This is a genomic window from Mesorhizobium sp. M1409 (genome assembly GCF_040317535.1).
Taxonomy (GTDB): domain Bacteria; phylum Pseudomonadota; class Alphaproteobacteria; order Rhizobiales; family Rhizobiaceae; genus Mesorhizobium.
In genome coordinates this window covers 1-24,383 of the sequence record NZ_JAMYKV010000010.1, presented here as the reverse complement: position 1 = coordinate 24,383, position 24,383 = coordinate 1, and the positions used below count along the sequence as shown (strand labels likewise).

General features: G+C 62.7%; 24 protein-coding genes. 6 read left to right on the top strand and 18 right to left on the bottom strand.

Going from position 1 to position 24,383, the window contains the following annotated elements; genetic code table 11:
- Positions 1–47 precede the first annotated feature (47 nt).
- From NKG99_RS10875 to NKG99_RS10850, 6 genes are read right to left on the bottom strand one after another with little or no spacing between them, the layout of a single operon-like run.
- Positions 48–371: a hypothetical protein gene (locus NKG99_RS10875; protein WP_352867141.1), complete on the bottom strand. Its 324-nt coding sequence runs from the start codon at positions 369–371 to the stop codon at positions 48–50.
- On the bottom strand, positions 368–1,057 hold the full coding sequence (locus NKG99_RS10870) for a hypothetical protein (RefSeq protein ID WP_352867140.1): 690 nt from the start codon (positions 1,055–1,057) through the stop codon (positions 368–370). The genes NKG99_RS10875 and NKG99_RS10870 overlap by 4 nt, the downstream gene beginning before the upstream one ends.
- A gap of 45 nt (positions 1,058–1,102) precedes the next feature.
- Positions 1,103–2,497 carry an APC family permease gene (locus NKG99_RS10865; RefSeq protein WP_352867138.1) on the bottom strand — a complete coding sequence of 465 codons (1,395 nt, stop codon included), beginning with the start codon at positions 2,495–2,497 and terminating at the stop codon, positions 1,103–1,105.
- Between the two features lie 14 nt (positions 2,498–2,511).
- A complete protein-coding gene (locus NKG99_RS10860) occupies positions 2,512–2,673 on the bottom strand; it encodes a hypothetical protein (protein ID WP_352867136.1) in 162 nt (53 codons plus the stop codon).
- Between the two features lie 32 nt (positions 2,674–2,705).
- On the bottom strand, positions 2,706–3,083 hold the full coding sequence (locus NKG99_RS10855) for a hypothetical protein (protein ID WP_023759015.1): 378 nt from the start codon (positions 3,081–3,083) through the stop codon (positions 2,706–2,708).
- Between the two features lie 12 nt (positions 3,084–3,095).
- The gene (locus NKG99_RS10850) at positions 3,096–3,374 is read right to left on the bottom strand and encodes a hypothetical protein (protein ID WP_502913063.1); all 279 of its coding nucleotides are present in this window, start codon (positions 3,372–3,374) and stop codon (positions 3,096–3,098) included.
- Positions 3,375–3,670: 296 nt separating this feature from the next.
- On the opposite strand from NKG99_RS10850, the gene NKG99_RS10845 reads away from it, so the two are divergent.
- The 4 genes from NKG99_RS10845 to NKG99_RS10830 are packed head-to-tail and all read left to right on the top strand — an operon-like array spanning position 3,671 to position 7,453.
- The gene (locus NKG99_RS10845; RefSeq protein ID WP_352867130.1) at positions 3,671–4,804 is read left to right on the top strand and encodes an aminomethyl transferase family protein; all 1,134 of its coding nucleotides are present in this window, start codon (positions 3,671–3,673) and stop codon (positions 4,802–4,804) included.
- Between the two features lie 40 nt (positions 4,805–4,844).
- The gene (locus tag NKG99_RS10840) at positions 4,845–5,441 is read left to right on the top strand and encodes a dimethylamine monooxygenase subunit DmmA family protein (protein WP_352867127.1); all 597 of its coding nucleotides are present in this window, start codon (positions 4,845–4,847) and stop codon (positions 5,439–5,441) included.
- A complete protein-coding gene (locus NKG99_RS10835; protein ID WP_352867124.1) occupies positions 5,438–6,403 on the top strand; it encodes a PDR/VanB family oxidoreductase in 966 nt (321 codons plus the stop codon). The genes NKG99_RS10840 and NKG99_RS10835 overlap by 4 nt, the downstream gene beginning before the upstream one ends.
- A gap of 9 nt (positions 6,404–6,412) precedes the next feature.
- Positions 6,413–7,453, top strand: coding sequence for a heme-dependent oxidative N-demethylase family protein (locus NKG99_RS10830; RefSeq protein ID WP_352867121.1), 1,041 nt, complete (start codon positions 6,413–6,415; stop codon positions 7,451–7,453).
- On the opposite strand, the gene NKG99_RS10825 is transcribed toward NKG99_RS10830, so the two are convergent.
- Positions 7,450–8,166: a helix-turn-helix domain-containing protein gene (locus tag NKG99_RS10825; protein WP_352867119.1), complete on the bottom strand. Its 717-nt coding sequence runs from the start codon at positions 8,164–8,166 to the stop codon at positions 7,450–7,452. The genes NKG99_RS10830 and NKG99_RS10825 overlap by 4 nt on opposite strands.
- Before the next feature lie 338 nt (positions 8,167–8,504).
- Between NKG99_RS10825 and NKG99_RS10820 the strand changes: the two genes are divergently transcribed.
- On the top strand, positions 8,505–9,863 hold the full coding sequence (locus NKG99_RS10820; protein ID WP_352867117.1) for a trimethylamine monooxygenase: 1,359 nt from the start codon (positions 8,505–8,507) through the stop codon (positions 9,861–9,863).
- Positions 9,864–9,878: 15 nt separating this feature from the next.
- On the opposite strand, the gene NKG99_RS10815 is transcribed toward NKG99_RS10820, so the two are convergent.
- The 10 genes from NKG99_RS10815 to NKG99_RS10770 form a co-directional block, all read right to left on the bottom strand.
- Complete coding sequence (locus NKG99_RS10815; protein ID WP_352867115.1) at positions 9,879–11,861, bottom strand: ABC transporter permease; 1,983 nt, start codon at positions 11,859–11,861, stop codon at positions 9,879–9,881.
- The gene (locus tag NKG99_RS10810; RefSeq protein WP_352867113.1) at positions 11,858–12,943 is read right to left on the bottom strand and encodes a quaternary amine ABC transporter ATP-binding protein; all 1,086 of its coding nucleotides are present in this window, start codon (positions 12,941–12,943) and stop codon (positions 11,858–11,860) included. Before NKG99_RS10810 ends, NKG99_RS10815 begins: the two co-directional genes overlap by 4 nt.
- A gap of 77 nt (positions 12,944–13,020) precedes the next feature.
- On the bottom strand, positions 13,021–13,995 hold the full coding sequence (locus NKG99_RS10805; protein ID WP_352867110.1) for an ABC transporter substrate-binding protein: 975 nt from the start codon (positions 13,993–13,995) through the stop codon (positions 13,021–13,023).
- Between the two features lie 436 nt (positions 13,996–14,431).
- The gene (locus NKG99_RS10800; protein WP_352867107.1) at positions 14,432–15,196 is read right to left on the bottom strand and encodes an SDR family oxidoreductase; all 765 of its coding nucleotides are present in this window, start codon (positions 15,194–15,196) and stop codon (positions 14,432–14,434) included.
- 38 nt (positions 15,197–15,234) lie between these two features.
- Complete coding sequence (locus tag NKG99_RS10795) at positions 15,235–15,369, bottom strand: hypothetical protein (RefSeq protein WP_352867105.1); 135 nt, start codon at positions 15,367–15,369, stop codon at positions 15,235–15,237.
- A gap of 1 nt (position 15,370) precedes the next feature.
- Complete coding sequence (locus NKG99_RS10790) at positions 15,371–16,477, bottom strand: mandelate racemase/muconate lactonizing enzyme family protein (protein WP_352867103.1); 1,107 nt, start codon at positions 16,475–16,477, stop codon at positions 15,371–15,373.
- Positions 16,478–16,512: 35 nt separating this feature from the next.
- Entirely contained in the window at positions 16,513–17,205 is a 693-nt protein-coding gene (locus NKG99_RS10785) for a GntR family transcriptional regulator (RefSeq protein ID WP_352867101.1), read from the bottom strand.
- 249 nt (positions 17,206–17,454) lie between these two features.
- Positions 17,455–18,606 carry an efflux RND transporter periplasmic adaptor subunit gene (locus NKG99_RS10780; RefSeq protein WP_352867099.1) on the bottom strand — a complete coding sequence of 384 codons (1,152 nt, stop codon included), beginning with the start codon at positions 18,604–18,606 and terminating at the stop codon, positions 17,455–17,457.
- A gap of 15 nt (positions 18,607–18,621) precedes the next feature.
- Complete coding sequence (locus tag NKG99_RS10775) at positions 18,622–21,798, bottom strand: efflux RND transporter permease subunit (protein ID WP_352867096.1); 3,177 nt, start codon at positions 21,796–21,798, stop codon at positions 18,622–18,624.
- Positions 21,792–22,046 carry a hypothetical protein gene (locus NKG99_RS10770; RefSeq protein ID WP_352867094.1) on the bottom strand — a complete coding sequence of 85 codons (255 nt, stop codon included), beginning with the start codon at positions 22,044–22,046 and terminating at the stop codon, positions 21,792–21,794. The genes NKG99_RS10775 and NKG99_RS10770 overlap by 7 nt, the downstream gene beginning before the upstream one ends.
- 260 nt (positions 22,047–22,306) lie before the next feature.
- Here NKG99_RS10770 and NKG99_RS10765 point away from each other — a divergent pair, with 260 nt between their 5' ends.
- Entirely contained in the window at positions 22,307–22,897 is a 591-nt protein-coding gene (locus NKG99_RS10765; protein ID WP_352626440.1) for a TetR/AcrR family transcriptional regulator, read from the top strand.
- Positions 22,898–23,248: 351 nt separating this feature from the next.
- Here NKG99_RS10765 and NKG99_RS10760 read toward each other — a convergent pair whose 3' ends face one another.
- The gene (locus tag NKG99_RS10760; RefSeq protein WP_352867090.1) at positions 23,249–24,271 is read right to left on the bottom strand and encodes a LacI family DNA-binding transcriptional regulator; all 1,023 of its coding nucleotides are present in this window, start codon (positions 24,269–24,271) and stop codon (positions 23,249–23,251) included.
- Positions 24,272–24,383 lie beyond the last annotated feature (112 nt).

Genomic DNA, 24,383 nt, shown 5'->3' with positions numbered 1-24,383 from the left:
CGAATGAGTCTCATAAATTCAATCATATGAAAAAAATTTTCCTCTAGTTACGTGTGCGGCCCAATGCCGCTCTGTGCATTGTCGCCGTCCCGCCGGGCATTGTGAACCCATTTGGCGGTGCGGATGCGGGCGGTCTTGTAGGCGTCGAGGATCGACAAGGCATAGATCAGGAAGCCGCCGGCATGCCGGCCGACGAAGCTGGCGTCAGGCGGCGCGATCTTGGCCGTGACCCATGCCAGGATCACCATGAAGAAGAGGAACTGCAAGCCGCGCACCGGCACGCCGAGAATGACATGTCCGCTTGCCGGCAGCACGATTGCGGCGCCGAGAACCAGATAGGGATTGGTGGGTGCGGGGATGGAACTGGTCATGCGGCCTGCCGCTCGTTCTTGTTGATGGCGTCGCGCAGCGCCGACGCCGAAACCAGCAGCCTTTCGATCAGGGACGGATCGAGAGTGGCACCGCCAAATTCGGCTTGCCGGAAGACGCCATAGCGCGCCCGCTCGGCCTCGGCCAGCAGCCAGACGATACGCACTCCGTTCGGGGTGATCAGCAGTTCCTTGGCACGCCCCTCGGCAAAGATCTCGATATGGCTGGCGATGAGGCCCTGGGGAAAGCGCGCCGCCCTGCGGTCGGTGCGCAGCACCGCCTCGGCAGGAAACCCCGGGGCCTTGGGCAGCGTATGCTCAAGGTGATCGAAATTGGAGAAGGTCGTCGGCGAACCCGGCCGCATCATCATGTCGAAGGTAGCTGGCACCGCCACCTCTTCGGTGACCGAAACACTGAGCCAGCGCGCCGGCAGTTTCCTGGTCGCCAGCGTATCGACGATGGTGCGCACCTGGACGCGTTGACTGTTCCATGACCCTTGCCAGGTGGTGACACCGGCGGTGCCGTCCGAAACATCGGCTGCGTCGGCGATGACCGTGCGGATCTGGCCCTGCTCGACGGCGAGCGCCATCGATGCCCTGTTGCGGCTGGTACGCGCCTGCCAGGCAAGGTGGAGGACGAGAGCCAGGACAATGGCCCCGGCAAGCAGTGCTGATGTCACCTCGGACATGTTCTCATGCCAGGCCCGCCCGGGATCCAGACGGGCCAACCCCCATCAATAACCCTGCGGCTTCGGCCACGGCATGGTGAACTGGTCGCCGCGCCGCACGAATCTGTAGCGGTAGAAATGGAACCACAGCGAGATCAGGAAATAGAAGGCGACCATCGCGATCAGCTGCGAACCGAAGCCGAGGAAGATGGCGAAGAAGGTCACCACGCAAAGGCAGAACAGTACGATGGCCGGGACCGGGTGGAAGGGGTGGGTGTAGCCGCGGCGGATCGAGCCCAGCGGCCACTTCTTGCGGAACATGATGATGTTGATGCTCATGAACGTGTATTGCAGCACGCCCGACAGGATCGAGAAGGTGATCGCCTGGTTGAGGTCGGCGATGAAGGCGAATGCCAGCGCGATCGGCAGCAGGAACAGGATCGAGCGGTAGGGCGTGCGATATCTCGGATGCACGGCCGAGAACCAGGTCGGCAGATAGCGGTCACGGCCGAGCGAAAACCAGGCGCGCGCCGCGTCGTTGATGCAGCCATTGGCCGAGGCCAGCGCGGCAAGCAGCGTGGCGACGAATAGCAGGTTCTCAAGCAACGGACTGCCGGTCAGCTTGCCCGCGTCCCACAGCGGATAATAGGTGATGCCCAGATATTCCCACGGCATCATCGAGGCGCAGACATACCAGGTCATGGCGGCGGCGATCAAAAGCGTGATCATGCCGGCCATGGTGCCGTAAGGCAGCGAGCGGGCCGGTGAGCGCACTTCCTCGGCGGCCTGCGTGGTGCCCTCGATGCCGAGATAGTACCAGATGCCGAACTGGAAGGCGGCGATGACGCCGATCCAGCCATAGGGCAGGGCGTTGCCGGGGGTGACCAGTTCGTTGAGCTTCAGCACGGCGCCTTGCGTCCACGGGGTGACCGAGAAGAACAGGATGACGATCGAGACATAGGCGATCGCGGTGATGACGAAGTTGACGTTGAGCGTCATCAGCACGCCGCGATAGTTCAGCCACGCCAGCACGACGATGGTCGCGGCGATGAAGGAATTGTGGGTCAGCCCTTCGACCCCCGCCTTGGCGACGATCGTGTCGCCGAGCAGGATGGCGTCGGAGACTTCGAGCATGGTGTAGGCAAAGACCAGGAACAGCGCGACATTGAACGCCATCAGCGGTCCGACGATGTGCTTGGCCTGCGCATATTGGCCGCCGGCGGCGGCGACGGTCGATGTGACCTCGGAATCGATCATCGCGACCGAGGTGTAGAGCAGCCCGACGACCCAGCAGACGATCAGCGCGGCCAGCGCGCCGCCCTTGTCGGCGGCAAAATTCCAGCCTGTGAATTCGCCGACGAGAACGATGCCGACGCCAAGCGCCCAGACATGGGCCGGGCCAAGCACGCGGAGCAGTGAAACCCTGTCTCCGTGGATTGCCGGTTCAAGTGTAACCGTCATTGTTCAATCCCCACTCAGATCCGGTGTTTTTCGGAAACGGCTTCCAGCTCACCTTCGCGCGATGAGGTCAGCACCTCTTCGGAGAAGGTCGTATCGACCTTGAACCAGTCATAGAGCATCCACAGGGCAAGCACGATCGAGATGCCCCAGCATGCGTAAGAGAGTGCGGTCCACATGGTGCGTCCCCCAATTTTTGCCGTCGAATCTTTTACTTGTCGTCGAATTTTTCGTTGATGACGTCGCGATATTCGCGGTCGGACGCGCGAAACAGGAAGACGAAATAGCCGATCAGCACCGCGGCCATGATGATCAGCGTCGGCCAGTCGATGACATAGTGGAAGCGGTTCTGGATGATGTCATGCGCGGTCTCGGGTGTGTAGCCGAGCTTTTCCCAGATCGAGGCCATTGTCGGGTTCTGGCCAAGCGCTTCCCACGTCTTGGCGTCGAGCGCGTCGATTGATTTCGCCGCACCGGCAAGACCCAGCTTGAGCGGCAGCCACAGCGCCACGAAAATGGCGACCACGACGACGGCGATGTCGAAAACCTGCCCGGCCTTGCTCTGCTCCGGTGGCGTGTAGCGCGGCATCTCTTCTACCCCTCAGGACTTGCGGTTGCGGAACGCGTCGGCGTTCTTGATATCGAGCCCGTAGATGAATTCCTTGTCTTCCTTGTAGTGCTTGACCATCGCCAGGATGGCTGCCGTGTTGAAGATCAGCACGGCAGCGGCGGCGGCGGCGACGACCGCCTTGATCCCCGCGTTCGGGACGTACGGCCATGTCATGAAGAGGACAAAGAGGATCGTCGCCCACAGGCACACGATCAGGAGCGCGGACCCGCGCACGTCGGAGCGGTACAGCGTTTCGATGCGCTGCTGCATGTCTGACATCGGTTTTTCCCCTTTTCCAACGCTCGACCCCGAATTGGCCGCCCGCTGCCCTCTTTCAAGAGAGTGAAATTTTTTTCATAAATTCCGTCCGAATTCCGCAATTGTCAAGCGCGATTTACGTGGGGTTAACCGTTTGCCTAGCGTGGCGGATTTTGCCTGACAATGAAATTAATTGCTTATGGGTATTGCGGCGCCTCGACGTTTGCGGTCAATATTCGGTCAAAGCTCCCGCCGCTGCGCAGGGGGCAGGGAACAGCTAAAGAATTTTCGAAACGGAGGACGAGCGGATGACGGCATCCTGGAGATTTTCGACCCTGGCGGATCGCCATCGCGCGCTCGGTTCGAAGCTCGAAGACTGGAGCGGCATGGGAACCGCCTGGACCTACGACAAGGATGCCGACGAGGAATACATCGCCATCCGCACCCAGGCCGGTCTGATGGATGTCTCCGGCCTCAAGAAGGTCCACATCACCGGACCGCATGCCTCGCACCTGATCGATCTGGCGACGACGCGCGATGTCGAAAAGATCTATCCCGGCAAGTCGGCCTATGCCTGCATGCTGAACGAGGCGGGAAAATTCACCGACGACTGCATCCTCTACCGCACCGGCCCCAATGCCTGGATGGTCGTGCATGGCTCGGGCACCGGCCATGAGGAATTGCAGCGCGCGGCCATGGGCCGCGACGTATCACTCCGCTTCGACGACAATCTCCACGATTTGTCGCTGCAGGGGCCGACATCAGTCGACTACCTGGCCAAGCACGTGCCGGGCATTCGCGATCTCAACTATTTCCATCACATGCAGACGCAACTGTTCGGCTTTCCGGTGATGATCTCGCGCACCGGTTACACCGGCGAGCGCGGCTATGAGATCTTCTGCCGCGGCCAGGATGCCGGCACGATCTGGGACAGGATCCTCGACGAGGGCAAGAGCGCCGGCATCATTCCGTGCCGCTTCACCACGCTCGACATGCTGCGCGTCGAAAGTTATCTGCTCTTTTATCCCTACGACAACTCCCAGAAGTATCCGTTCGACAATGAAGGCCCCGGCGACACGCTGTGGGAACTCGGCCTCGACTTCACCGTCAGTCCTGGCAAGACGGGCTTTCGTGGCGCCGAGGAGCACCACCGCCTGAAGGGCAAGGAGCGCTTCAAGATCTATGGGGTTCTGCTCGACGGCAAGGAGCCGGCCGATGAGGGCGCGCCGGTCTATCGCGACGGCAAAAAGGTCGGCGTGGTGACCTGCGCCATGTATTCGCCGCTGGTCGAGAAATCGATGGGCATCGCCCGGCTCGACGTCGATTGCGCGGTCAAGGACACCAAACTCGAAATCCGCAACAAGAGCGGTGCCATCAAAGCGACGGCGCAGCCGCTTCCCTTCGATGATCCCAAGAAGACCAAGCGCACGGCGAAAGGTTGAGGCATAGTCAGGTCGAGAGGTTCGAGGCACGAAGAGTTAGATGGCAGTCAAAAGCATCATCAGCCGGCCCGTTTACGGAACCCTGTCTCCGCAGCCTGGCAAGCATCATCTTTTTATCGCGGATGCGGAAGGGGCGCTGGCGATAAAGGACATGGCGGGGAGCGCGCCCGCCGGGTTCTTCGACGATGCCGAAATCATCTTCATTCCAGGGTCGGACGGCAAGCACATCGCCGCGCTCGAAGCGCTGAAGCCGGCGCGGTTTCACCAGGCGCCATCCTTCGCCAGCCTGCTGCCACGGCTCAGGCAGACGCTCGCCAACGCGCATATGGGCCTGCGCCTCTATCTCTCGGGCACTGAAGGCCTGATCGGCCAGGCGATGCAGGTGGCGCTTGAAGCCGGCATCGACCACACCTCGATCCAGACCGAGCACCGCGGCTCGCTGGCGCGGCGCATGCAGTGCGTGCACTGCAAGGGCATCACCGACAATGTGACGACGCAGCCGGCGCCCTGCGCGCATTGCGGGCTGCTGCTCCTGGTGCGCGATCATTATTCCCGGCGCATCGCCGCCTTCCAGGGCGTCTGCATCAATGCGGAAGATCGCTCGGAGATTCCTCCGATGGAGGAGATTTTTCGATGAGCACCGGAACAACAAAACTCGACGTCGTCGTCAGCGATGTCGTCCCGGTCAACGACCTGGTCACCCGCTTCCATTTCCGCCGCCGCGACGGCGAGCTTTTGCCGACCTTTTCCGGCGGCGCCCATGTCGTGGTCGAGATGCGCGACGGCGAGCGCACCAGGCTCAATCCGTATTCGCTGATGGGCTCGCCGCTCGACACACGTGAATACACGATCTCGGTGCGCCGCGACGATGTCGGCCGCGGTGGCTCGCTGTTCATGCACCGTAATGTCCGGCCTGGACTGGAGATGGTGGTCAGCTATCCGGTCAACCTGTTCTCGCTCGACCTGCGCGCCAGGAAGCACCTGATGCTGGCCGGCGGCATCGGCATCACGCCGTTCATGGCGCAGACCGCGCAGCTGGCGGCCGAAGGCGGCAATTTCGAGCTGCACTACACCTGCCGCACCGCATCGCTCGGCACTTATGCCGATGTGCTGCGCGAGCGCTACGGCAGCCGCATCAGGCTCTATCACGACGACCGCGAGGAACGCATCGAGCTCGACCGCTTGCTGTCGACGCAGCCGCTCGGCACGCATCTCTATGTCTGCGGCCCGGCCGGCATGATCAATTGGGCGCGGGATCGCGCAGCAGCCCTTGGCTGGCCGCGGGAGACCGTGCATTTCGAGCATTTCGCGGCACCTCAGCCCGGGTTGCCGTTCGACGTGACGCTTGCCGTCAGCGCCAAGACGATCCGTGTCGATGAACAGCAGAGCCTTCTGGAGGCGATCGAGGCGGCCGGCGTCGATCCACCCTATCTCTGCCGCGGCGGCGTCTGCGGCCAATGCGAAACCAACGTCATCTCTTCGGACGGCAGGTTCATCCACAACGACCACTGGCTGAGCGAGGAAGAGCACCGTTCAGGCAAAAAGATCATGCCGTGCGTGTCGCGCTTCGAGGGCCGGTCGCTGGTCCTGGAGCGCTAGGAGGAAATCATGGGCATCACCTTTCGCAAGGAAACGTTCCGCGACGATTTCACCTTCAAGAACAGCCCGGAACACATAAGGCGGTTTCCGTTCCCGTTCCACGAAGATGCCTACATGTACGCGGTGAACATCGAGCCGCATGTCGTCGGGCCGAAGGGCAGCGTGCTGGAAAACCTGATCGACGTCGACGAGCACTATGTCGCCGAGATGCAGGACCGTGCCTTGGTGTTGGCCGAGGATCCGCTGCGCTGCCAGTCGCTGCCGCACATGACGCTGGCCGGCTGGGACCTGCTCGAACTCCTGATGGAGCAGCAGGCATTAGGCTATCCCGAGCACTTCACGCTGACGCGCGATGGCGACCGCTGGCGCTGGATCAACCGGCCGCTCGGCATCGATGACACCTTCACCTTCGGCGACACCTCGACATTGCCTTACGGACCGATGGAGTACATCACTCGCCAGAGCCAGGGCGATTTCTGCATCCTCGACCAGCGCGACGGCAATCTGTGGATGGATGCCGGCATGGTCACCACCCAGGCCGACTGGTCACTCGATTTCGACATCGGCATGAACTTCTTCGAATGGCACGCGCCGGTGCCGCTGGCGCATGAGAAGGGGATTTTCGTCAGGGCGCTGAAATTCCTCACCAACATCCAGCAAGGCAAGCCGGCGCGGCGCCTGAACTGGACGATGACCGTCAATCCACGCCTCGATACGAGCCCTGAGAACTATCACAAATGGGGTCCGGACCGGGCGACGGTGACGCCCGAAAATGTCGGCGACAAGGTGCATCTGCGGGTCGAACTGCAGAGCTTCTGGCGCCTGCCGCGCTCGAACGGCATCGTCTTTCCGATCCGCTGCTACCTGATCAAGATGGACGAACTGGTGACCCAGCCGAAATGGGCGCGGCGCCTGCACCGCGTCATCCGCGACCTGCCCGACGAACTGGCCAACTACAAGGGCCTGACACGCTATCGCCCGGCGTTGGTCGAATGGCTGTCGAAGCTCGATGATGGCAGCCTGACGAGCCCGGGGTTTGGGCCGGACTAACTCGCACTCTGCGGATAGCAGATGATCGAGAGATAGCGCATCGGCAGTTTGGTCAGCTGTTCGGGCCCGTGCGGTGCATCGGCGTCGAAAAACAGGCTGTCGCCGGGCTTCATCGGGTAGAGGTTGCTGCCGTGCCGGTAAACGACCTCGCCCTCGAGCATATAGAGGAACTCCATGCCCTCATGCTGGAAGGTCGGGAACACATCCGAATCCTCGGTCAGCGTGATCAGATAGGGTTCGACGACGACGCCGCTGGTGTTGGAGCCGATATGGCCGAGCAAATTGTACTGGTGGCCGGCGCGGGTGCCGCGGCGCTCGACATCGAGACCTTGGCCGGCCTTGACGAAGACGGCGCTGCGCTCTTCCTCGAAGCGGCGGAAGAAGGCGGTCACGGGAACCCCGAGCGCCCGCGACAGTGCCTGCAAGGTGGTCAGCGACGGCGAGGTGATGCCGTTCTCGATCTTGGACAGCATGCCTAGCGAAATGTCGGTGGCGACCGCCAGGTCGGCGACGGTGATACCGAGCTTCTTGCGGAAAGCCCGCACCTCGCGGCCGATCGCGACCTCCAGCACTTTTTCGCGCGTGTCGCGAATGGCATGCGGGTTCTGCGTCAGCGGCGCGCGGATGGTCTTCCCGTCGGCCGAAACCTTTGGCAGCGGCTTGGCTTTCGCGGCCGCAGGATCAGCCTTGGAATCGGAAACTGTCTTCGCCATGTCGGCCCCGGGACTCCGCGGATTTATTTCACTCTAGGTGAACATGTAAGCTGCCGATACAGCAGAGCAACTGCGACGGCAAGTTGCCTGAAGGCGCATGCGCGTGATCCCGCGTTTGGCCGCGCCAGTTTTTTGCGAAAATCCACCACGGTGCAACCTTGTTTCAGCACCGGCCTGTTGACAGCACGAAACGGCCAATTACTGTCCTGTGAGTGAAATTTGTTTCGTAAGAGCAATTCCAGGAAAAGCGTAAACCGGTTTTCCCGGGAAAAGCCCATAGCGCTTTCCCTTGGGGATTGCGTCAAGACAAAAGCCGAAATCAGATCGGGAGGCCTGCAATGAAAAGTCGCGTTGCCGTCATCGGAGCCGGGCCATCCGGCCTGGCACAGCTCAGGGCCTTCAAGTCGGCGGCCGACAAGGGCGCCGACATTCCCGAGATCGTCTGCTTCGAAAAGCAGTCGGACTGGGGCGGCCTGTGGAACTACACCTGGCGCACCGGTCTCGACGAGCATGGCGATCCGGTGCACGGCTCGATGTACCGCTACCTCTGGTCGAACGGCCCGAAGGAATGCCTGGAATTCGCCGACTACACTTTCGAGGAGCATTTCGGCCGGCCGATCGGCTCCTATCCGCCGCGCGCCGTGCTGTGGGACTACATCAAGGGCCGCGTCGAAAAATCAGGTGTGCGCAAATGGGTGCGCTTCAACAGCCCGGTGCGCATGGTCACCTTTTCTGACACGACGAAAAAATTCACGGTCACCGCGCATGACCGCACCAACGACGTCACCTACTCGGAAGAGTTCGACAACGTCGTCGTCGCCTCCGGGCATTTCTCGGTGCCCAACGTGCCATACTTCGAGGGTTTCTCGACCTTCAACGGCCGCATCCTGCACAGCCACGACTTCCGCGACGCTATGGAGTTCAAGGGCAAGGACATCCTGATCATCGGCCGTTCCTATTCGGCCGAGGACATCGGCTCGCAATGCTACAAATACGGTGCCAAATCGATCACCTCCAGCTACCGCTCGAAGCCGATGGGCTTCAAATGGCCGGAGAATTGGAAAGAGGTGCCGCTGCTGCAGAAGGTCGTCGGCAAGACGGCGCATTTCAAGGATGGCACCACCAAGGACGTCGACGCCATCATCCTGTGCACCGGCTACCTGCATTCCTTCCCGTTCCTGACCGACGATTTGAAGCTCAAGACCGCCAACCGCATGTGGCCGCTCGATCTCTATGAAGGCGTCGTCTGGGAGAAGAACCCGCAGCTTTCTTATATCGGCATGCAGGACCAGTTCTACACCTTCAATATGTTCGACGCGCAGGCATGGTTCGCGCGAGACGTCATCCTGGGCCGCATCAAGCTGCCGTCCGCCGAGGCGATGGCCGAGCACGGCGCGAAGTGGCGCGCGCGCGAGGAAACGCTGGAAGACGCCGAGCAGATGATCTGGTTCCAGGGCGACTACACCAAGGAATTGATGGACCAGACCGACTATCCCGGTTTCGATGTCGAGGCGGTCAACCAGACCTTCATGGAGTGGGAACACCACAAGGTGGAAGACATTATGAGCTTCCGCGACCACGCCTACCGTTCGTTGATGACCGGCACCATGGCGCCGCTGCACCATACGCCGTGGCTGCAGGCGCTGGACGATTCGATGGAGAGCTATCTGGAAGTCAAAGGCGTGGCGGCGGAATAGCCGTCGCGCCTCAAGCTACCCTAGCCTTGCCCGTGCCCTTGCCGTCCAGGCGCTGAACAGCCGGTCGGCGACGATGCCGATGAACGCGATCGCCAGGCCGGCGACGATGCCGCGGCCGGAATCTGCCTTGGACAGGGCGATGAATACTTCCTGGCCGAGATCGCGCGTGCCGACCATGGCGCAGATGATGATCATCGCCAGCGCCATCAGGATCGTCTGGTTGACGCCGAGCATGATTTCCGGCAGTGCCAGCGGCAGTTGCACGCGAAAGAAGGTCTGGCGCGGCGTGCAGCCGGAAACCTTGGCGGCCTCGATCAGCGCCGGCGGCACCTGCCTGATGCCATGATTGGTGTAGCGGATCGCCGGCACCACGGCGAAGGCTATCGTTGCGATCATCGCCGTGACGTCGCCGACCCGGAACAGCATCACCACCGGAATGATGAAACAGAAGGACGGCAGCACCTGCAGCGTGTCGATGAGCGGGGTGACGATCTTTTCGAAGCGGTCGCTACGCGAGGCCATCAGCCCGATGGGGATACCGATCAGGCAAGCGATGAAGGCCGAGATGCCGCAGAGATAGACGGTCGCCATGGTTTTTTCCCACAGGCCGGTGATGGCGCAGAAGGCGGTCAGAGCGGCGATCAGGGCGGCTAGACGCAGGCCGGAGAGCTGGTAGCCGGCGAGGCCGAGCAGGAAGACGGCACCCAGCCACGGAAAGCCTTCGCAAAAGGCGCGCAGCGGGTTCAGCACGTTGAGGATCAGTGCCACGCGAAACGCCTCGATCGCATCGAAGAAATTGATCGTTATCCAGTTCACGGCCGCCTTCCACAGCGGCGCGGTGGTGAAGGTGATCGCCTTCGGCACCGCCGCGAAGGTCGGCACGAACAGGCCGAGCAGCGTTGTCACGACAAGGATGGCGATGGCCGGCGTCAGATTGGGGTAGCGCCGCCAGAGGCTCGGGCTCATCTCCTGATGGACATGACCCTTGGCCTGCTTGTGCGCGATGGCCTGACTCAGCCGGTCGAGCGCGACGGCGAGCGCGACGATGGCGAGACCGGCTTCCATCGCTTCGCCGACCTTCAGCGCGCGCAGTGCCAGAAGCACGTCGTAGCCGAGGCCACCGGCGCCGATCATCGAGGCGATGATCACCATGTTCAGCGCCAGCATGATCACCTGGTTGACGCCGACCATCAGTGTCGGTCGCGCCGACGGCAGCAGCACCCGCCACAGTTTCTGCCGCGCCGTGCAGCCGGCCATTTCGCTGAAATCGTCGATCTCCGACGGCACCCGCGACAGGCCCAGCATCGTCGCCCGCACCATCGGCGGGGTGGCGAAGATTGCGGTGGCGATCATCGCCGAGACCGGGCTGTTGCCGAACAGCAGCAGCATTGGGATCAGGTAGGCGAAGGTCGGGATCGTCTGCATCAGGTCGAGCGCCGGGGAGACGATGAGCCTTTCCGCCCATGGCTTGCGCCACGCCCAGATGCCGGCGAACAGCCCGGTGACGATGCAGAACGGCACGGCGATGGAGATCAGCGCCAGCGTCAGCATGGCGCTGGTCCATTGGCCGAACAGCGCGATGTAGAGGAAGCAGCCACCAACCAGCAGGCTGAGTTTCCGGCCGCCAACGGCATGTCCAGCAAGGAAAGCGGCAGCGCAGGCACCGACCCAGGACAGGCGCGGCAGGACATAGGCATCAGTGCCATGGCCGATCTTGAAATTCTTGGCCAGTAGGTTAAGCGCGAAATCGAGCGGCACGCCGAGCACCGCGGTGATCGAGCGGGTCAGCCACGACAGGTTCGACTTGATCCAGCGCATCAGCGCGCTGACCCAGTCGGCGACCGGCACAACCGCGCTTGCCGGATAGTTGACGGCCCAGGGCAGCCGGTCCTGCAGCAGGAACACGACAAGCACGGCGGCAAGCGCGAACGCCCAGACCAGCAGCCAGACCTGAATCGGGCGCGACCTTGCCTCGCTGGCGCTTGCCGTCACCGTCATGCGCCGGCCCTCGAGCGGTCGATGCCGACCAGCAGATCGATCACCGCTTGCGGCGTCACCTCGCCGATCGGCTTGCCGGTGCCGTTGACCACCGCGAACGGCTTGTTGGCGGCAACGATACCGGCCGAGAAGCTTGCGATCTTGGCATCCGGCGCCACCGTGCCGCCATGCTCCGAGCCGTCGCAGGCGCGCATCAGGCTGCGTGCCGAGATCACCTTGGCGCGGTCGACGTCGCGGGTGAACTCGGCGACATAGTCGGTCGCCGGATTGACCACCAGCTCCTCCGGCGTGCCGATCTGGATGACCTCGCCGTCCTTCATGATGGCGATGCGGTCGGCCAGCCGGATGGCTTCGTCGAAATCATGGGTGATGAAGACGATGGTCTTGTGCAGCATGGTCTGCAGCCGCATCAGCTCGTCCTGCATCTCGCGCCGGATCAGCGGATCGAGCGCCGAGAACGGCTCGTCGAGAAACCAGATCTCCGGTTTTGTCGCCAGGCTGCGGGCGATGCCGACACGCTGCTGCTGGCCCCCGGAAAGCTCGCGCGGATAGAAATGTTCCCGACCGCGCAGGCCGACAAGCTCGATGACCTCGCGGGCCCGTGCCTCGCGCGTCGCCCGGTCCTGCCCCTGGATGCTGAGCGGGAAGGCGATGTTCTCCAGCACGTTGAGATGCGGCAGAAGCGCAAAATTCTGGAACACCATGCCCATGCGGTGTCGCCGCAGTTCGATGAGCGCGGCATCCGAGATTTTCAGGAGGTCCTTGCCCTCGAATTCGACCTTGCCGTGGGTCGGCTCGACCAGCCTGGACATGCAGCGCACCAGCGTCGACTTGCCGGAGCCCGACAGGCCCATGATGATGAAGATCTCGCCCTGGCGGATTTCGAGGTCGACGGCGCGCACCGCGCCGACCAGTCCGGCGGCAGTGACATCGGCCATGCTGGCCTTGCCGTCGCGTTCGCGGATGAAGTTGGCCGCGTTCGATCCGAACAGCTTCCAGACATTGCGGCAGGCAAGCTTTATCGGGCGGGCATCCTTTGGCGTGCCCGCCGCGCTTGGTCCCTGTTCAGTCTTGTCCGTCATTCAAACGTCCTTCTGGAACATCAAGAATTGAGACCCGGCTGATCAACAGCCGGGTCTCATTTTTCCAGTTGGAACGATTACTGCGCCCAGGCTTTCCAGTCGGCCTCGTGGGCAGCAATCCAGGCGGCGGCGACGTCTTCGGGCGTCTTGCCGCCGAGATCGATGTCGCCGCTCATCTTGTTGAGTTCGTCGGTGTCGACCGTGTAGGCCTTCGCCACCTTGTAGGCGACCGGCCATTTGTCCTTCATGCCGGCCCAGGAGTACTTCCAGATCTCGCCATGCGGCTTGCCGCAATCGTATTTGGCGTCGGGGTTGGTGCCCCATTTCGGATCGTTGTAGCACTCGGGCGTATATTCGGGGAATTCGACCCATTCGCCCTTGTATTTGGCCGGCGCCCAATGCGGCGAATAGATCCACAGCATGATCGGCGCCTTGCGCTGATAGGCGGAGTCCAGTTCGGCGAACATCGCCGCGTCGGTGCCGGCATGGATGACGGTGAAGGGCAGCTTCAGCGCCTCGACGCGCTCGTCGTCAAAGCCTTCCCATGTTACCGGGCCGCCGAGATAACGGCCCTTCGGTGCGGTCTCCGCCGTTGAAAAGGCTTCGGCGCATTTCGGCTCCTTCAGCGCTTCCCAATTGGGCAGGCCCGGACACTTCTCCTTCATGTATTCGGGAAACCACCACTCTTCCTTGGCCTTAGGTCCGAGCTTGCCCAGCCGTTCGGTCTGGCCGGTCGCATCGGAAGCCTTCATCGCCTCGCCGGCGGTCGTGTCCCAGAACTCCAGGCCGACATCGAGATCGCCATTGGTGAGACCCGTGGTCAGGCTGGAGAGGTAGTCGGCGGTCGGATATTCTACAGTGTAGCCGAGTTTTTCCAGGATGCCGCCGAGGATCTTGGCGTTCAGATTGACGCTGGTCCAGTCGAACAGCGCGATCTTGATCGGGTCGTTGGATTCCGGTGCGGCGGCTTGGGCCGGCGATGTAAGCGCACTTGCGGCGGCAAGCGCGAAGGCTCCCATTGATAGATTCGAAATCACACTGCGAAATGACATGCTTGGTTCTCCTATCAAACCATGTGGATGTTTTCAGTCGTTCCCTTCTTGCGTCTTTGCTTAATTGTGTTGGAAAGGCTGGTCGTTACGCAAGCTCGTTCGCACCATGCCCATGCTGCAGCCGCGATCGGCGCAGGCAAAATGGTGCTCAATCTGGTGATGGTGTGATATCGGGTGGATCCGCGTCATGGCATCGGATGGATTGCTGCGCGAGCAATCGTCAACGGATCGATCGCCGCTCCGGCGGCGCTCTGAGACGTGCGAGCCATCAAAATCCCATGATCTCGGCCGGCGAGCTCCATCCTCGTCGACGCCGTTTCATAGGATGAAAGTATATATACCAACGTTCATGCGGCGCAACGGCTGACGCCTCTGCGCACTGCGGAATTCCAGACTGAGGGCGAAGTCGGTCACGGCACCCGGTCCACGAAAAGCCTTACCAGCAGACGTAGCCGCCATCGACAATCAGGTCGAGGCCGGTAACGAAGCTCGATGCGCGGCTGGCCAGGAACACTGTCGGTCCGACCATTTCCTCCGGCGCCGCCATGCGCCCCATCGGCGTGTCGCGCTTGAAGATCTTGACCCCTTCCGCCACCTCCGGCCGCTTGTTCATCGGCGTCAGCGTGTAACCCGGGCTGACGACGTTGACCCGCAGCCCACGGTCGGCCCACTCCATGGCGAGGCTCTTCGACATGTGGATGACGGCGGCTTTCGAGGAATTGTAGTGCGCCTGCGTCAGGCCGCGGTTGACGATGGTGCCGGACATCGAGGCGATGTTGATGATCGAGCCCTTGCGTCGCGCCAGCATCTTGCGGGCCTCGGCCTGGCAGGACAGGAAGACGCCGGCGACATTCACCTCGTGCACCTTCCGCCATGTCTCCAGCGACAGCGTCTCGGCCGGCTCGGAGCCGGCAATGCCGGCATTGTTGACGGCGACGGTCAGCGCACCGAGTTCGCTCTCGACGCGTTCGATCGCCGCCGCGAGATCACCCTCAGACGTCACCGTGCCGGCCAGCACGAGCGCCTTGCGGCCGAGTGCCGTGATCCGGTGCGCGGTTTCGTCCAGTCCACCTTTCGAGGCATGGCCGAAACAGGCGACGTCGGCACCCGCCTCGGCCAGCCCGATCGCGATCGCCTGGCCGATGCCGCTGCCGGCGCCCGTGACCAGCGCGACATCGCCTTTAAGTTTGAAAAGATCCATCGATAGCCCTCCCTGCCTTCGGGAGGGTACGCGCCGCGCTATGTCCCGAGCAAGCTCCCATCCTCCACCTCGACAATGGTCGGTGAAAACCCGTCGAACTCGCCGAACGCCCAGGCATAGAGCGCTTCGAGGCGCAAGCTGATCGGCGTGGCTTTGATGCCGCGGATTTTCATCTCAGCGACCGACCTCGAAGAAAGGTTTTCCGAGCAGGTCGGGAACGACGTCGATGCCAAGGCCCGGTCCGTCCGGAATGCCCATGCGGCTGCCGGTGACCGGGGGCACGTTCGACGCCGTGCGCACGGTCACCCATTCATGGAAGGCGATCGCGTGCAGCCGGCGCTCTTCGGGCGTCGACAGCGACAGATGCGCCATGGCAGCGGTGTCGATCTCGGCGCCGCCGGTGTCCTCGACGGTGATCATGAAACCGAGGTCGACGGCGAGGTCGCGGATCTGGCGTGTCTTGCTGACGCCGCCGAGCCGCGAAATCTTCAAGGTCAGCCCGTCGGCCGCACCCTTGCGACGGATGTCGAGCATGTCATCCAGCGAGGCGACGGACTCGTCGAGCACCATCGGCTTGTCGAGCGAGCGGCGCACCGACATGCATTCGTCGATCGTCGTGCAGGGCTGCTCGAACGTGTAGTCGATGGCGCGCGTCGCATCGGCGAACTGGCGCGCCTGGTAGGGTGTCCAGCCGGCATTGGCGTCGCAGAAGATGACCGTGCCTTTCGGCACCGAAGCGGCGACCGCAGTGACGCGCTCGATGTCGTCATGGACATTGCCGCCGACCTTGACCTGCAGCCGGTGAAAGCCGTCCTTGACGATGCGCTTGGCCAGCGCGGCCATGGCGTCGACGCTGCCATGGGTGACGACCTTGTAGAGTTCGGTGGTCTCGCTCTCCCGGCCGCCGAGCAGTGTCACCAGCGGCACGTCGGCGGCACGTGCGGCGAGATCCCAGCAGGCCATGTCGAGCGCCGATTTGATGTAGGGATGGCCCTTGAACACCGTGTCCATCAGCCGGCCAATGCCGGCCAGTCCGCGCGGCTCTTGGCCGATCAGATGCGGCGCGATCTCCACCACGCCGGCACGGACGCCGGCGGCGAAGGCGGGCGAGTAGAAATTACCGAGCGGCGCCATTTCGCCCCAGCCGGTGATGCCGCTGTCTGATGTAATCGACACGATCACCGCGTCGAAGGCGTCGGCAACGCGCCCCTTCGACATGCGGTAGGGCCCGTCCACGAAGGGCTGCACGACATGGTAGGCTTTGATGATTTCGATCTGCACGTGTCTTTTCCGTTGTCTGTGATGTTGGGAACGGGTCAGGCGCCCTTCGATGGGCGTTGTTCGAGGCCGCGCGCGTAGGAAAGCAACTCCTCGAAATCGAGATCGATGTGCTCCCTGGCATGGCGTTGCGCTGCACGCATGTCCTTGCCCTTCAGCAACCGCACATAGGTTTCGTGAGCGTCTTCGGCCGGCACCGGCTCATTGCGGGCATGCTGGTGGAGCGCAAAATACATCTGCAGCCGGCTGGTCAGCCGATGCCAGGTTTCCAGCAGCACCGAATTGTCGGCCCATTCGTAGATCAGGCCATGCAGTTGCAGCGCGGTTTCGATTTGGCGCGTCGTGTCCAACTCACGGGTCGCCTGCTTCACTGCTTCGTGGCGCCGGTCGAGCTCGTCGAAGAAGCGCTGGTCGCGCAGCGGCCACGCCCGCTCGATGGCCAGCTCGTCCATCACCTTGTTGAACGAATAGGCGTCGTCGATGTCCTTGGCCGTGACCTCGATGACGAAGGTGCCGGCATAGGGAATGCTGGTCAGGATGCCTTCCTGGACCAGCTCGCGCATCGCCTCGCGCAGCGGCGCGCGGCTGACCCGCATCTGTTCGGAAATCCTAAGCTCGTTGAGCTTCTGGCCGGGTTCGAGCTGCCCGGTCAGGATCGCGCGCCGCAGCAGCGCGACAATCTCGGCGCGGCGCGTCGTGTCCGCAATCGGACTGAAGTCCGCTTTCCCCATTCGGCTGCTCCCAAGGTAACCGAAAGCAAGACAAGCAGATTGTCGACAATCTAACAAGAGGTCATCTTTGGATTCTTGGGGACCGCTGGAATGTTGCCTCTTCAGCCTCAGACTGCGCGGCCGCTGAAGCAGCCGGCCAAGGCCGACCGCGCCGATGTCGCCCGCCTCGTGGAATTGCTCACGAAAACGGCGCCCGCGACCTGTGGGAAGGCCGGGGCGCCGCGCTGAAGCCGGTCCTGACGGGGGTGTTCAGGTGGCCGGCTTTTCCGGCATTGGCGATACAGGCATTCCGGGTCCGATCTTCTGCAGATTGCCCGTGATGACCTGATCGCCCTCGGCGACGCCGCTCAAGATGGCGACCTGACCGCCGCTCGTCGGGCCGAGCGAAACCAGCCGCTGGTCGACCGTGTTGCCCTTGCCGACGACATAGAGATATTTGCCGAGCTGGCTCGAGCCCAGCGCCGTCTGCGGCACCATGAGCGCATCGGGCTGCTGCCTCACATGCAGCCGGACACGAACATATTGGCCGGGCAACAGGGTGAACTTGCCATTGCCGATCGTCGCTCGCGCGGTGATGGTGCCGGTCGAACGGTCGACCGAATTGTCGATGAAGGTCAGCTCGCCCTTCTGGCTCGCCTCGGTCTGGCCGGGAAGCAGCACCTCGACCTCGATCGGGCCGTTGGCGCGGGCCTGCTCGATCTCGGCCAGATCCGTCTCGCTCGGATTGAAGGTGACGTAGATCGGATCGAGCTGCACCAGCGTGTTGAGCACCGTGCCGGCGACGCTGACCAGCGTTCCGACAGAGGCCTGGTTGCGGCCCAGGCGTCCGCCAAACGGCGCCCGGATTTCGGCATAGCTCAAATTGAGCTCTGCCGTGCGGACCGCCGCCTGGTTGAGCGCGAGCGACGCCTGTGCCTCGCGCAAGGTGCTGGTGCGCTGGTCGAAGCCATCCTTGGCGAGGTAACCGCTCTTGGCGAGCTCGGTGCCACGGCCAAGATTGGAGCGGGCATAGTCGAGCGTCGCCATGTCGCGCTGCACCTGCGCCTTCGCCTGGTCAAGAGCGGCCTGGAAGTCGTCAGGCGATATCTTGTAGAGAAGATCGCCTTGCCGGACGTCAACGCCGTCAGCAGCGGTCTGTTCCTGCAGATAGCCTGGAATCCTGGCTTGCAACGTGATGCTGCGGATCGGTTCCGTCCGCGCGGCGTAGTCGAGGTAGATCGGGATCGTCTTCCTGACGACGCTGACCACCGGCACCGGCATGACGAACGCCGCCGGAGCGGGTGCGGCACCGGCCGTGCCGGCATTGAGGCTAAGGTTGCCCATGTCGAGCAGGTGGACACTGGCCACCGAGATCGCACCCAGCGCGACGGCTGTTCCCAACGCGATTTTCCATTTACGCATGATCAGTCTCCAATCTTATTCGGCCGCTTCCGCCAGGGGCGGGAAGGCGTGGTCAGTCGTTGGCTCATTGTCTTGAGTAGCGGGCTCGTCATTGCCGCGGCGTTCGCGCAGCTGTTCGATGACCGCGTAGAACACCGGCACGAACACCAGCGACAGGATGGTCGCGGCGACCATGCCGCCGAAGACGGTGGTGCCGATCGACTGCCGGCTCGCGGCACCGGCGCCGGTCGCAAACATCAGCGGCAGCACGCCGAGGATGAAGGCGAAGGCCGTCATCAGGATCGGCCGCAGCCTGAGCCGTGCGGCTTCCATCGCCGCCTCGACAATGCTCAAGCCTTCCTCGCGCCGTCGCCTTGCGAACTCGACGATCAGGATCGCGTTCTTCGCCGCCAGGCCGATCAGCATGACGAAGCCGATCTGCGAGTAGACGTCGATCTGCATGCCGCGCGCCCACAGCACCACGAACGCGCCGAACAGAGCGAGCGGCACCGCCAGCAGCACCATGAACGGCATCGCCCAGCTTTCATACTGCGCCGCCAGGATCAGGAAGACGAAGACGATGGCGAGGCCGAAGACGACGGACGCGATCGATCCTGCCTTGAGCTCCTGGAAGGTGATGCCGGTCCATTCGAAACCGAAATCCCTGGGCAGCGCGGTGGCAGCGGCCCGTTCCATCGCGGCGACCGCCTGGCCCGAGGAGAAGCCGGGTGCAGCGCCGCCATTGATCGAGGCCGAGGCGTTGTTGTTGTAGTGCGGCACGGTTTCCGGGCCGACGAAGGGCACGAGTTTGCCCAGCGTGCTGAGCGGCACCATGCCGCCGGAGGCATTGCGCACATAGAGCCGCGAAATGTCGGCGGCACCCGCACGTGCATCCTTGTCAGCCTGGATGGTCACACGGAAGGTGCGGCCGAACAGGTTGAAATCGTTCACGTAGAGTGAGCCGAGATAGATCTGCAGCGTGCTGAACACATCGGGCAGGTTGAGGCCGAGCAGCTTGGCCTTGCTGCGGTCGAGGTCGTAGTTGAACTGCGGCGTCGAGGTCGAGAACGGCGAGAACAGCTGCTGCGGATTGATCTCCGGCTGCTTGCGCGCCTCGGCGATCACGGCTTGCGTCGCATCGTTGAGGGCTGAACTGCCGCGACCGGTGAGATCCTCGACGACGAACTCGAAGCCGCCCGTGGTGCCGATACCGGGGATCGAGGGCGGATCGAAGCTCAGCGCGAAGGCTTCCGGAATCTGCATCAGCTTGCCGCGCACGTCGGCGACGAGTTTCGAGGCGCTCTGGTCGGGACCGCGTTCCTCCCATGGCTTGAGGATGGCGAATTCGACCGCCGAATTCGACTGGGCGGCACTGGTCAGGAAGTTCAGTCCGCTGATCGAGCCGACGATGTCGACGCCGGGCGTTGCCTGCAGGATGTCGCGCGCCTTCTGCGCCACCGCGTCGGTGCGTTCCAGCGAAGCGCCGTCGGGCAACTGGATGACGACGAAGAAATAGCCCTGGTCCTCGACCGGAAGGAATGTCGAGGGCAGTCGCTGCCAGACGAAGTAAGTGGCGACCAGTCCGGCGGCGAACAGGCCGAGCATGATCCAACGCAAGCGGATGAGAATGCGCACGCCATTGGCATAGGCATGCGACAGCCTGTCGAAGCCGGTGTTGAACCAGCGGAACAGCACGAACTGCGTCGGCTCGCGATGCCGCAGGAAAGCGGCACTGAGCGCGGGGCTGAGCGTCAGCGAGTTGAAGGCGGAGATGCCGACGGAAATCGCCACCGTCAGCGCGAACTGGTTGTAGAGCTTGCCGGAGACGCCCGGAATGAAGGCGACCGGCACGAACACCGCCATCAGCACGGCTGTGGTGGCGATGATCGGACCGGTGACCTCGGCCATCGCGGCCTTCGTCGCCGCCAGCGGTCTGAGCCCGGCCTCCAGCTGCCGCTCGACGTTTTCGACCACGACGATGGCATCGTCGACGACGAGGCCGATCGCCAGCACCATGCCGAGCAAGCTGAGCATATTGAGCGAGAAGCCGAGCATCTCCATGACGACCAGCGTCGCCACCAGCGACACCGGAATGGCGATAGTCGGGATGATCGTCGTGCGCCAGCTCTGAAGGAAAAGGAACACCACGGCGACGACCAGCACCAGCGCTTCGCCGAGCGTGATCAGCACGTCATGCATCGACGCCGAGACGAAGCGGGTCGTGTCATAGTGCATCGCATAGGAGACGCCCTTCGGGAAACGGCCCGAAAGCTCCTGCATCTTGTCCTTGACGCGCTGCTGCAGATCGAGCGCGTTCGAGCCGGGCATCTGGTAGACGGCGAGCACCACTGTCGGGTCCTTGCCGAAGAAGGCCGACGACGAATATTGCAGCGCGCCGAGCTCGATGCGGGCGACGTCGCGCAGCCTGACAAGCGAGCCGGTGTCCGTGTTGGCGCGCACGACAATGTCGCCGAATTCCTTGGGATCGCTCAAGCGGCCGACGGCATTGACCTGCAATTCGAAAGCGGTGCCGGCCGGGGCCGGCGACTGGCCGATCTTGCCGGCCGCCACCTGGACGTTCTGCTCGGAGATGGCGTTTTGAACGTCGACCGCGGTAATGCCGAGATTGGCGAGCTTGTCCGGATCGAGCCAGACGCGCATCGAATATCGCCGTTCGCCGAAGATCTGCACGTCGCCGACGCCGGGCAACCGCTTCAGCGGATCGACCACCTGCAGATAGGCAAGGTTGCTCAGCGCCACCGGATCGACCGAACTGTCGGGCGAGGTCAGGTTGACGATGAGGACGAAGTTCGGATTCTGCTTCTTGATGGTCACGCCGCCCTGGTTGACGATCGCCGGCAGCGATGAGGCAGCCTGCGAGACGCGGTTCTGGACGTCGACGGCGGCGGTGCTGAGCGAATAACCGACATCGAAGGTGATGGTGATGGTCGAGGAGCCGTCATTGGAGCTCGTCGACGACATGTAGGTCATGCCTTGCACGCCGTTGATCTGCTGCTCGAGCGGCGTCGTCACGGTGTCCGCGACCACCTGCGCGCTGGCGCCTGGATAGTGGGCGCTGACCACGACCTGTGGCGGCGTGATGTCGGGAAACTGCGAAACGGGCAGCAGGAAATAACAAATCGTCCCGGCGAGCACCATGATGATGGCGATCGCCGAGGCGAAGATCGGACGGTGGATGAAAAAGTTTACCACGACACGCACGCCTCCCCGGCTGCTCTTGCCCGCCCGAAGGCGCTGGCAACCCTGGACAGCCTTTGGCCGCGCCCGTCACTGTGTTCCTCCAGGGAACGCAGCAACGGCACCTCGCGGCGCTGTGCATCGGCGAGCGAGCGCAGCATCGTCTCGAAGGCGCGCGGGTCGACGCCATCGGCTTTCATGACCAGCCGGATCATCGGATCCCGGACGGCTTCATCTATGGTAAGATCGCGGCGCTGTGGCATTGGCCGGCTCCTTGTCTATCGATTCGCAGCCCATGCTCGCGAACCGTTTTCATCTCTTCACCGGCCGAGGCCGCATGATCTGCAATTTTTCGCCTGTCTCGATCTGGCCTGTTTTGATCTGGTAGGACCAGATCACGGCCTTGTGATTGACGAAAGGCGACATAGGTGTTACCAGTAAGTAACATTCGTGACGTTACAGACCGGTAACACCCTAGTCAAGAGGCGTACCGAGGGATTTTTGGGAAACCAAGGAGGTTTTGATGGAAGACGGCACTGTGGAGCGCGCCCGCCCCCGGGACAGGATCCTGGAGACGGCGCAGGACATGTTTCACAAGCATGGCATCAAGGGCGTCGGCATCGACGCGATCACTGAGGCCGCCGGAACCAACAAGATGACGCTCTATCGTCATTTCGATTCAAAGGACGACCTCATCATCCAATGCCTGCGCGCCACCGCCTGCAAGGCTGGTGCAATGTGGGAAAAGTTCGAAACCGAGCACCCTGGCGACAAGCTGGCGCAACTGCATGCCTGGGTCCGGGTTGCCGCCGATATGCTCAGGGCGGACGGCCGCGGCTGCGATATGGCCAATGCCGCCGTCGAACTGAGCGAGACCGATCATCCGGCCAGGCGCGTGATCAAGGAACTCAAGGAAGCACAGCGCGATCGCCTCGTGACGCTGTGCAGGGATGCCGGCATCGGCCAGGCCGAGTTGCTCGCCGACACTCTGTCGCTTCTGCTTGAAGGCGCCCGTGTCAGTGTTCAGAGCGTCGGCACGGAAGGCCCGAGCGCGCAGTTCGTCCGCATGGCGGAAGGGCTGATCGTCTCCTTCAGAGGCACCGCTGCCGGCTGAAGTCTTACTGCGGCAGCTGACTGGCCTTATTCGATCTTGCGACCGAGAGTGAACGATGTCTCGCGTCTTTTGACGTGAGCAATGTTGCAAACCGTCGCTGGAACGAAAAAAGCCCGCTGCCGGGAGGAGGTGGCAGCGGGCTCGATTTCGAATGTGGCGCGGGAGGAGGTGCGCCCCATTCAGCGTCGGCATCGCATCTGGGAGGAGTAGATGGCCGACAACCAGAAACTACGATTTGCCCAATGATTCGGCAATAATGAATCGTGCATAGCTGCTGTGCAGATTTGCCGTGACGCCCGCGAAAGTTGCGGGTTGTGGCAGGAAAAGCTCAGTCTGCAATCAGACGCGCCTTCACTGCACTGGAACGTTTTCCCTGAAGATCAACCGCGGCTCGATAAACTTCCGCGTCAGATAGGGCGCCGAGGATGCAATCGAGCCGAGCAGGCGAATGACCGACTGTTCCGCGATCAGCCTGGCATTCTGGTCGATGACGACATCGAGCAGATCGTCGACGAGATGGCCGCGCGTGTCCTTGGTAAGGTCGTGGCAGATGAACACCGGCTTGCGGTTCGGCCTGGCTTCCCGGATCGCCCTTGCAACGCCCGAGTGTCCGGCTCCGACGCAATAGATGCCCAGCAGTTCCGGCTCGTTGTGCAGTGCCTTCATGGTTTCGATGTAGCTGACGTCGGGTTCGTCGTTGATCTCGACGGCGCTGCTCACAGTCAGGTTGGGAAACTCTTCATTGAGCACCGAGCGGAAACCCATTTCGCGTTCCTCGTGGCCGCGATAGGAGCGGGAACCTACGACCATCGCCAGATGGCCGGTGCGGCCGCCAAGGAAGCGTCCCATCAACAGCGCCGCCGTTCGTCCCGCCACCCGGTTGTCGATGCCGACATAGGCCGATCGCGGTGCCGCCGGAACATCTGATACCAGCGTCACCAGGCGCATGCCGGCGTCGACAATGTCGCGCAGGATGTTGCGCGTACGCGGATGATCGACGGCGATGACACCGACGCCATTGGCCCGCAGTGAGAGATTTTCGACGGCACTCTGCAGCGCGTTCGGCGAGATGCCAGCGAGATTGTGGATCCGGCACGAGGCGACGAGCGGCAGGCGCGCGGCGTAGTCCTCGATATGCCCGGCAAGATCGCGCATGAAGGCATTACTGCCGATAGGCAGCAGGAATTCGAGGTGCGCGGGCCGCGAAGGCAGCGTCACCTGATCGGCGACCGGCAGATAGCCCAGCTGCTTGGCCGCCTCCATGACGCGCTGCCGGTTGGCGGCGCTCGCACCCGGCCGGTTGTTGAGCACCCTGTCGACCGTTGCGGTCGACAGCCCGCAATTGCGCGCGATATCCGAGACGGTGGCTTTCATGCCGCAACCCACAGCCCGCAATAGCGGGCGATATCCGAGACGGTGGCTTTCATGCCGCAACCCACAGCCCGCAATAGCGGGCGATATCCGAGACGGTGGCTTTCATGCCGCA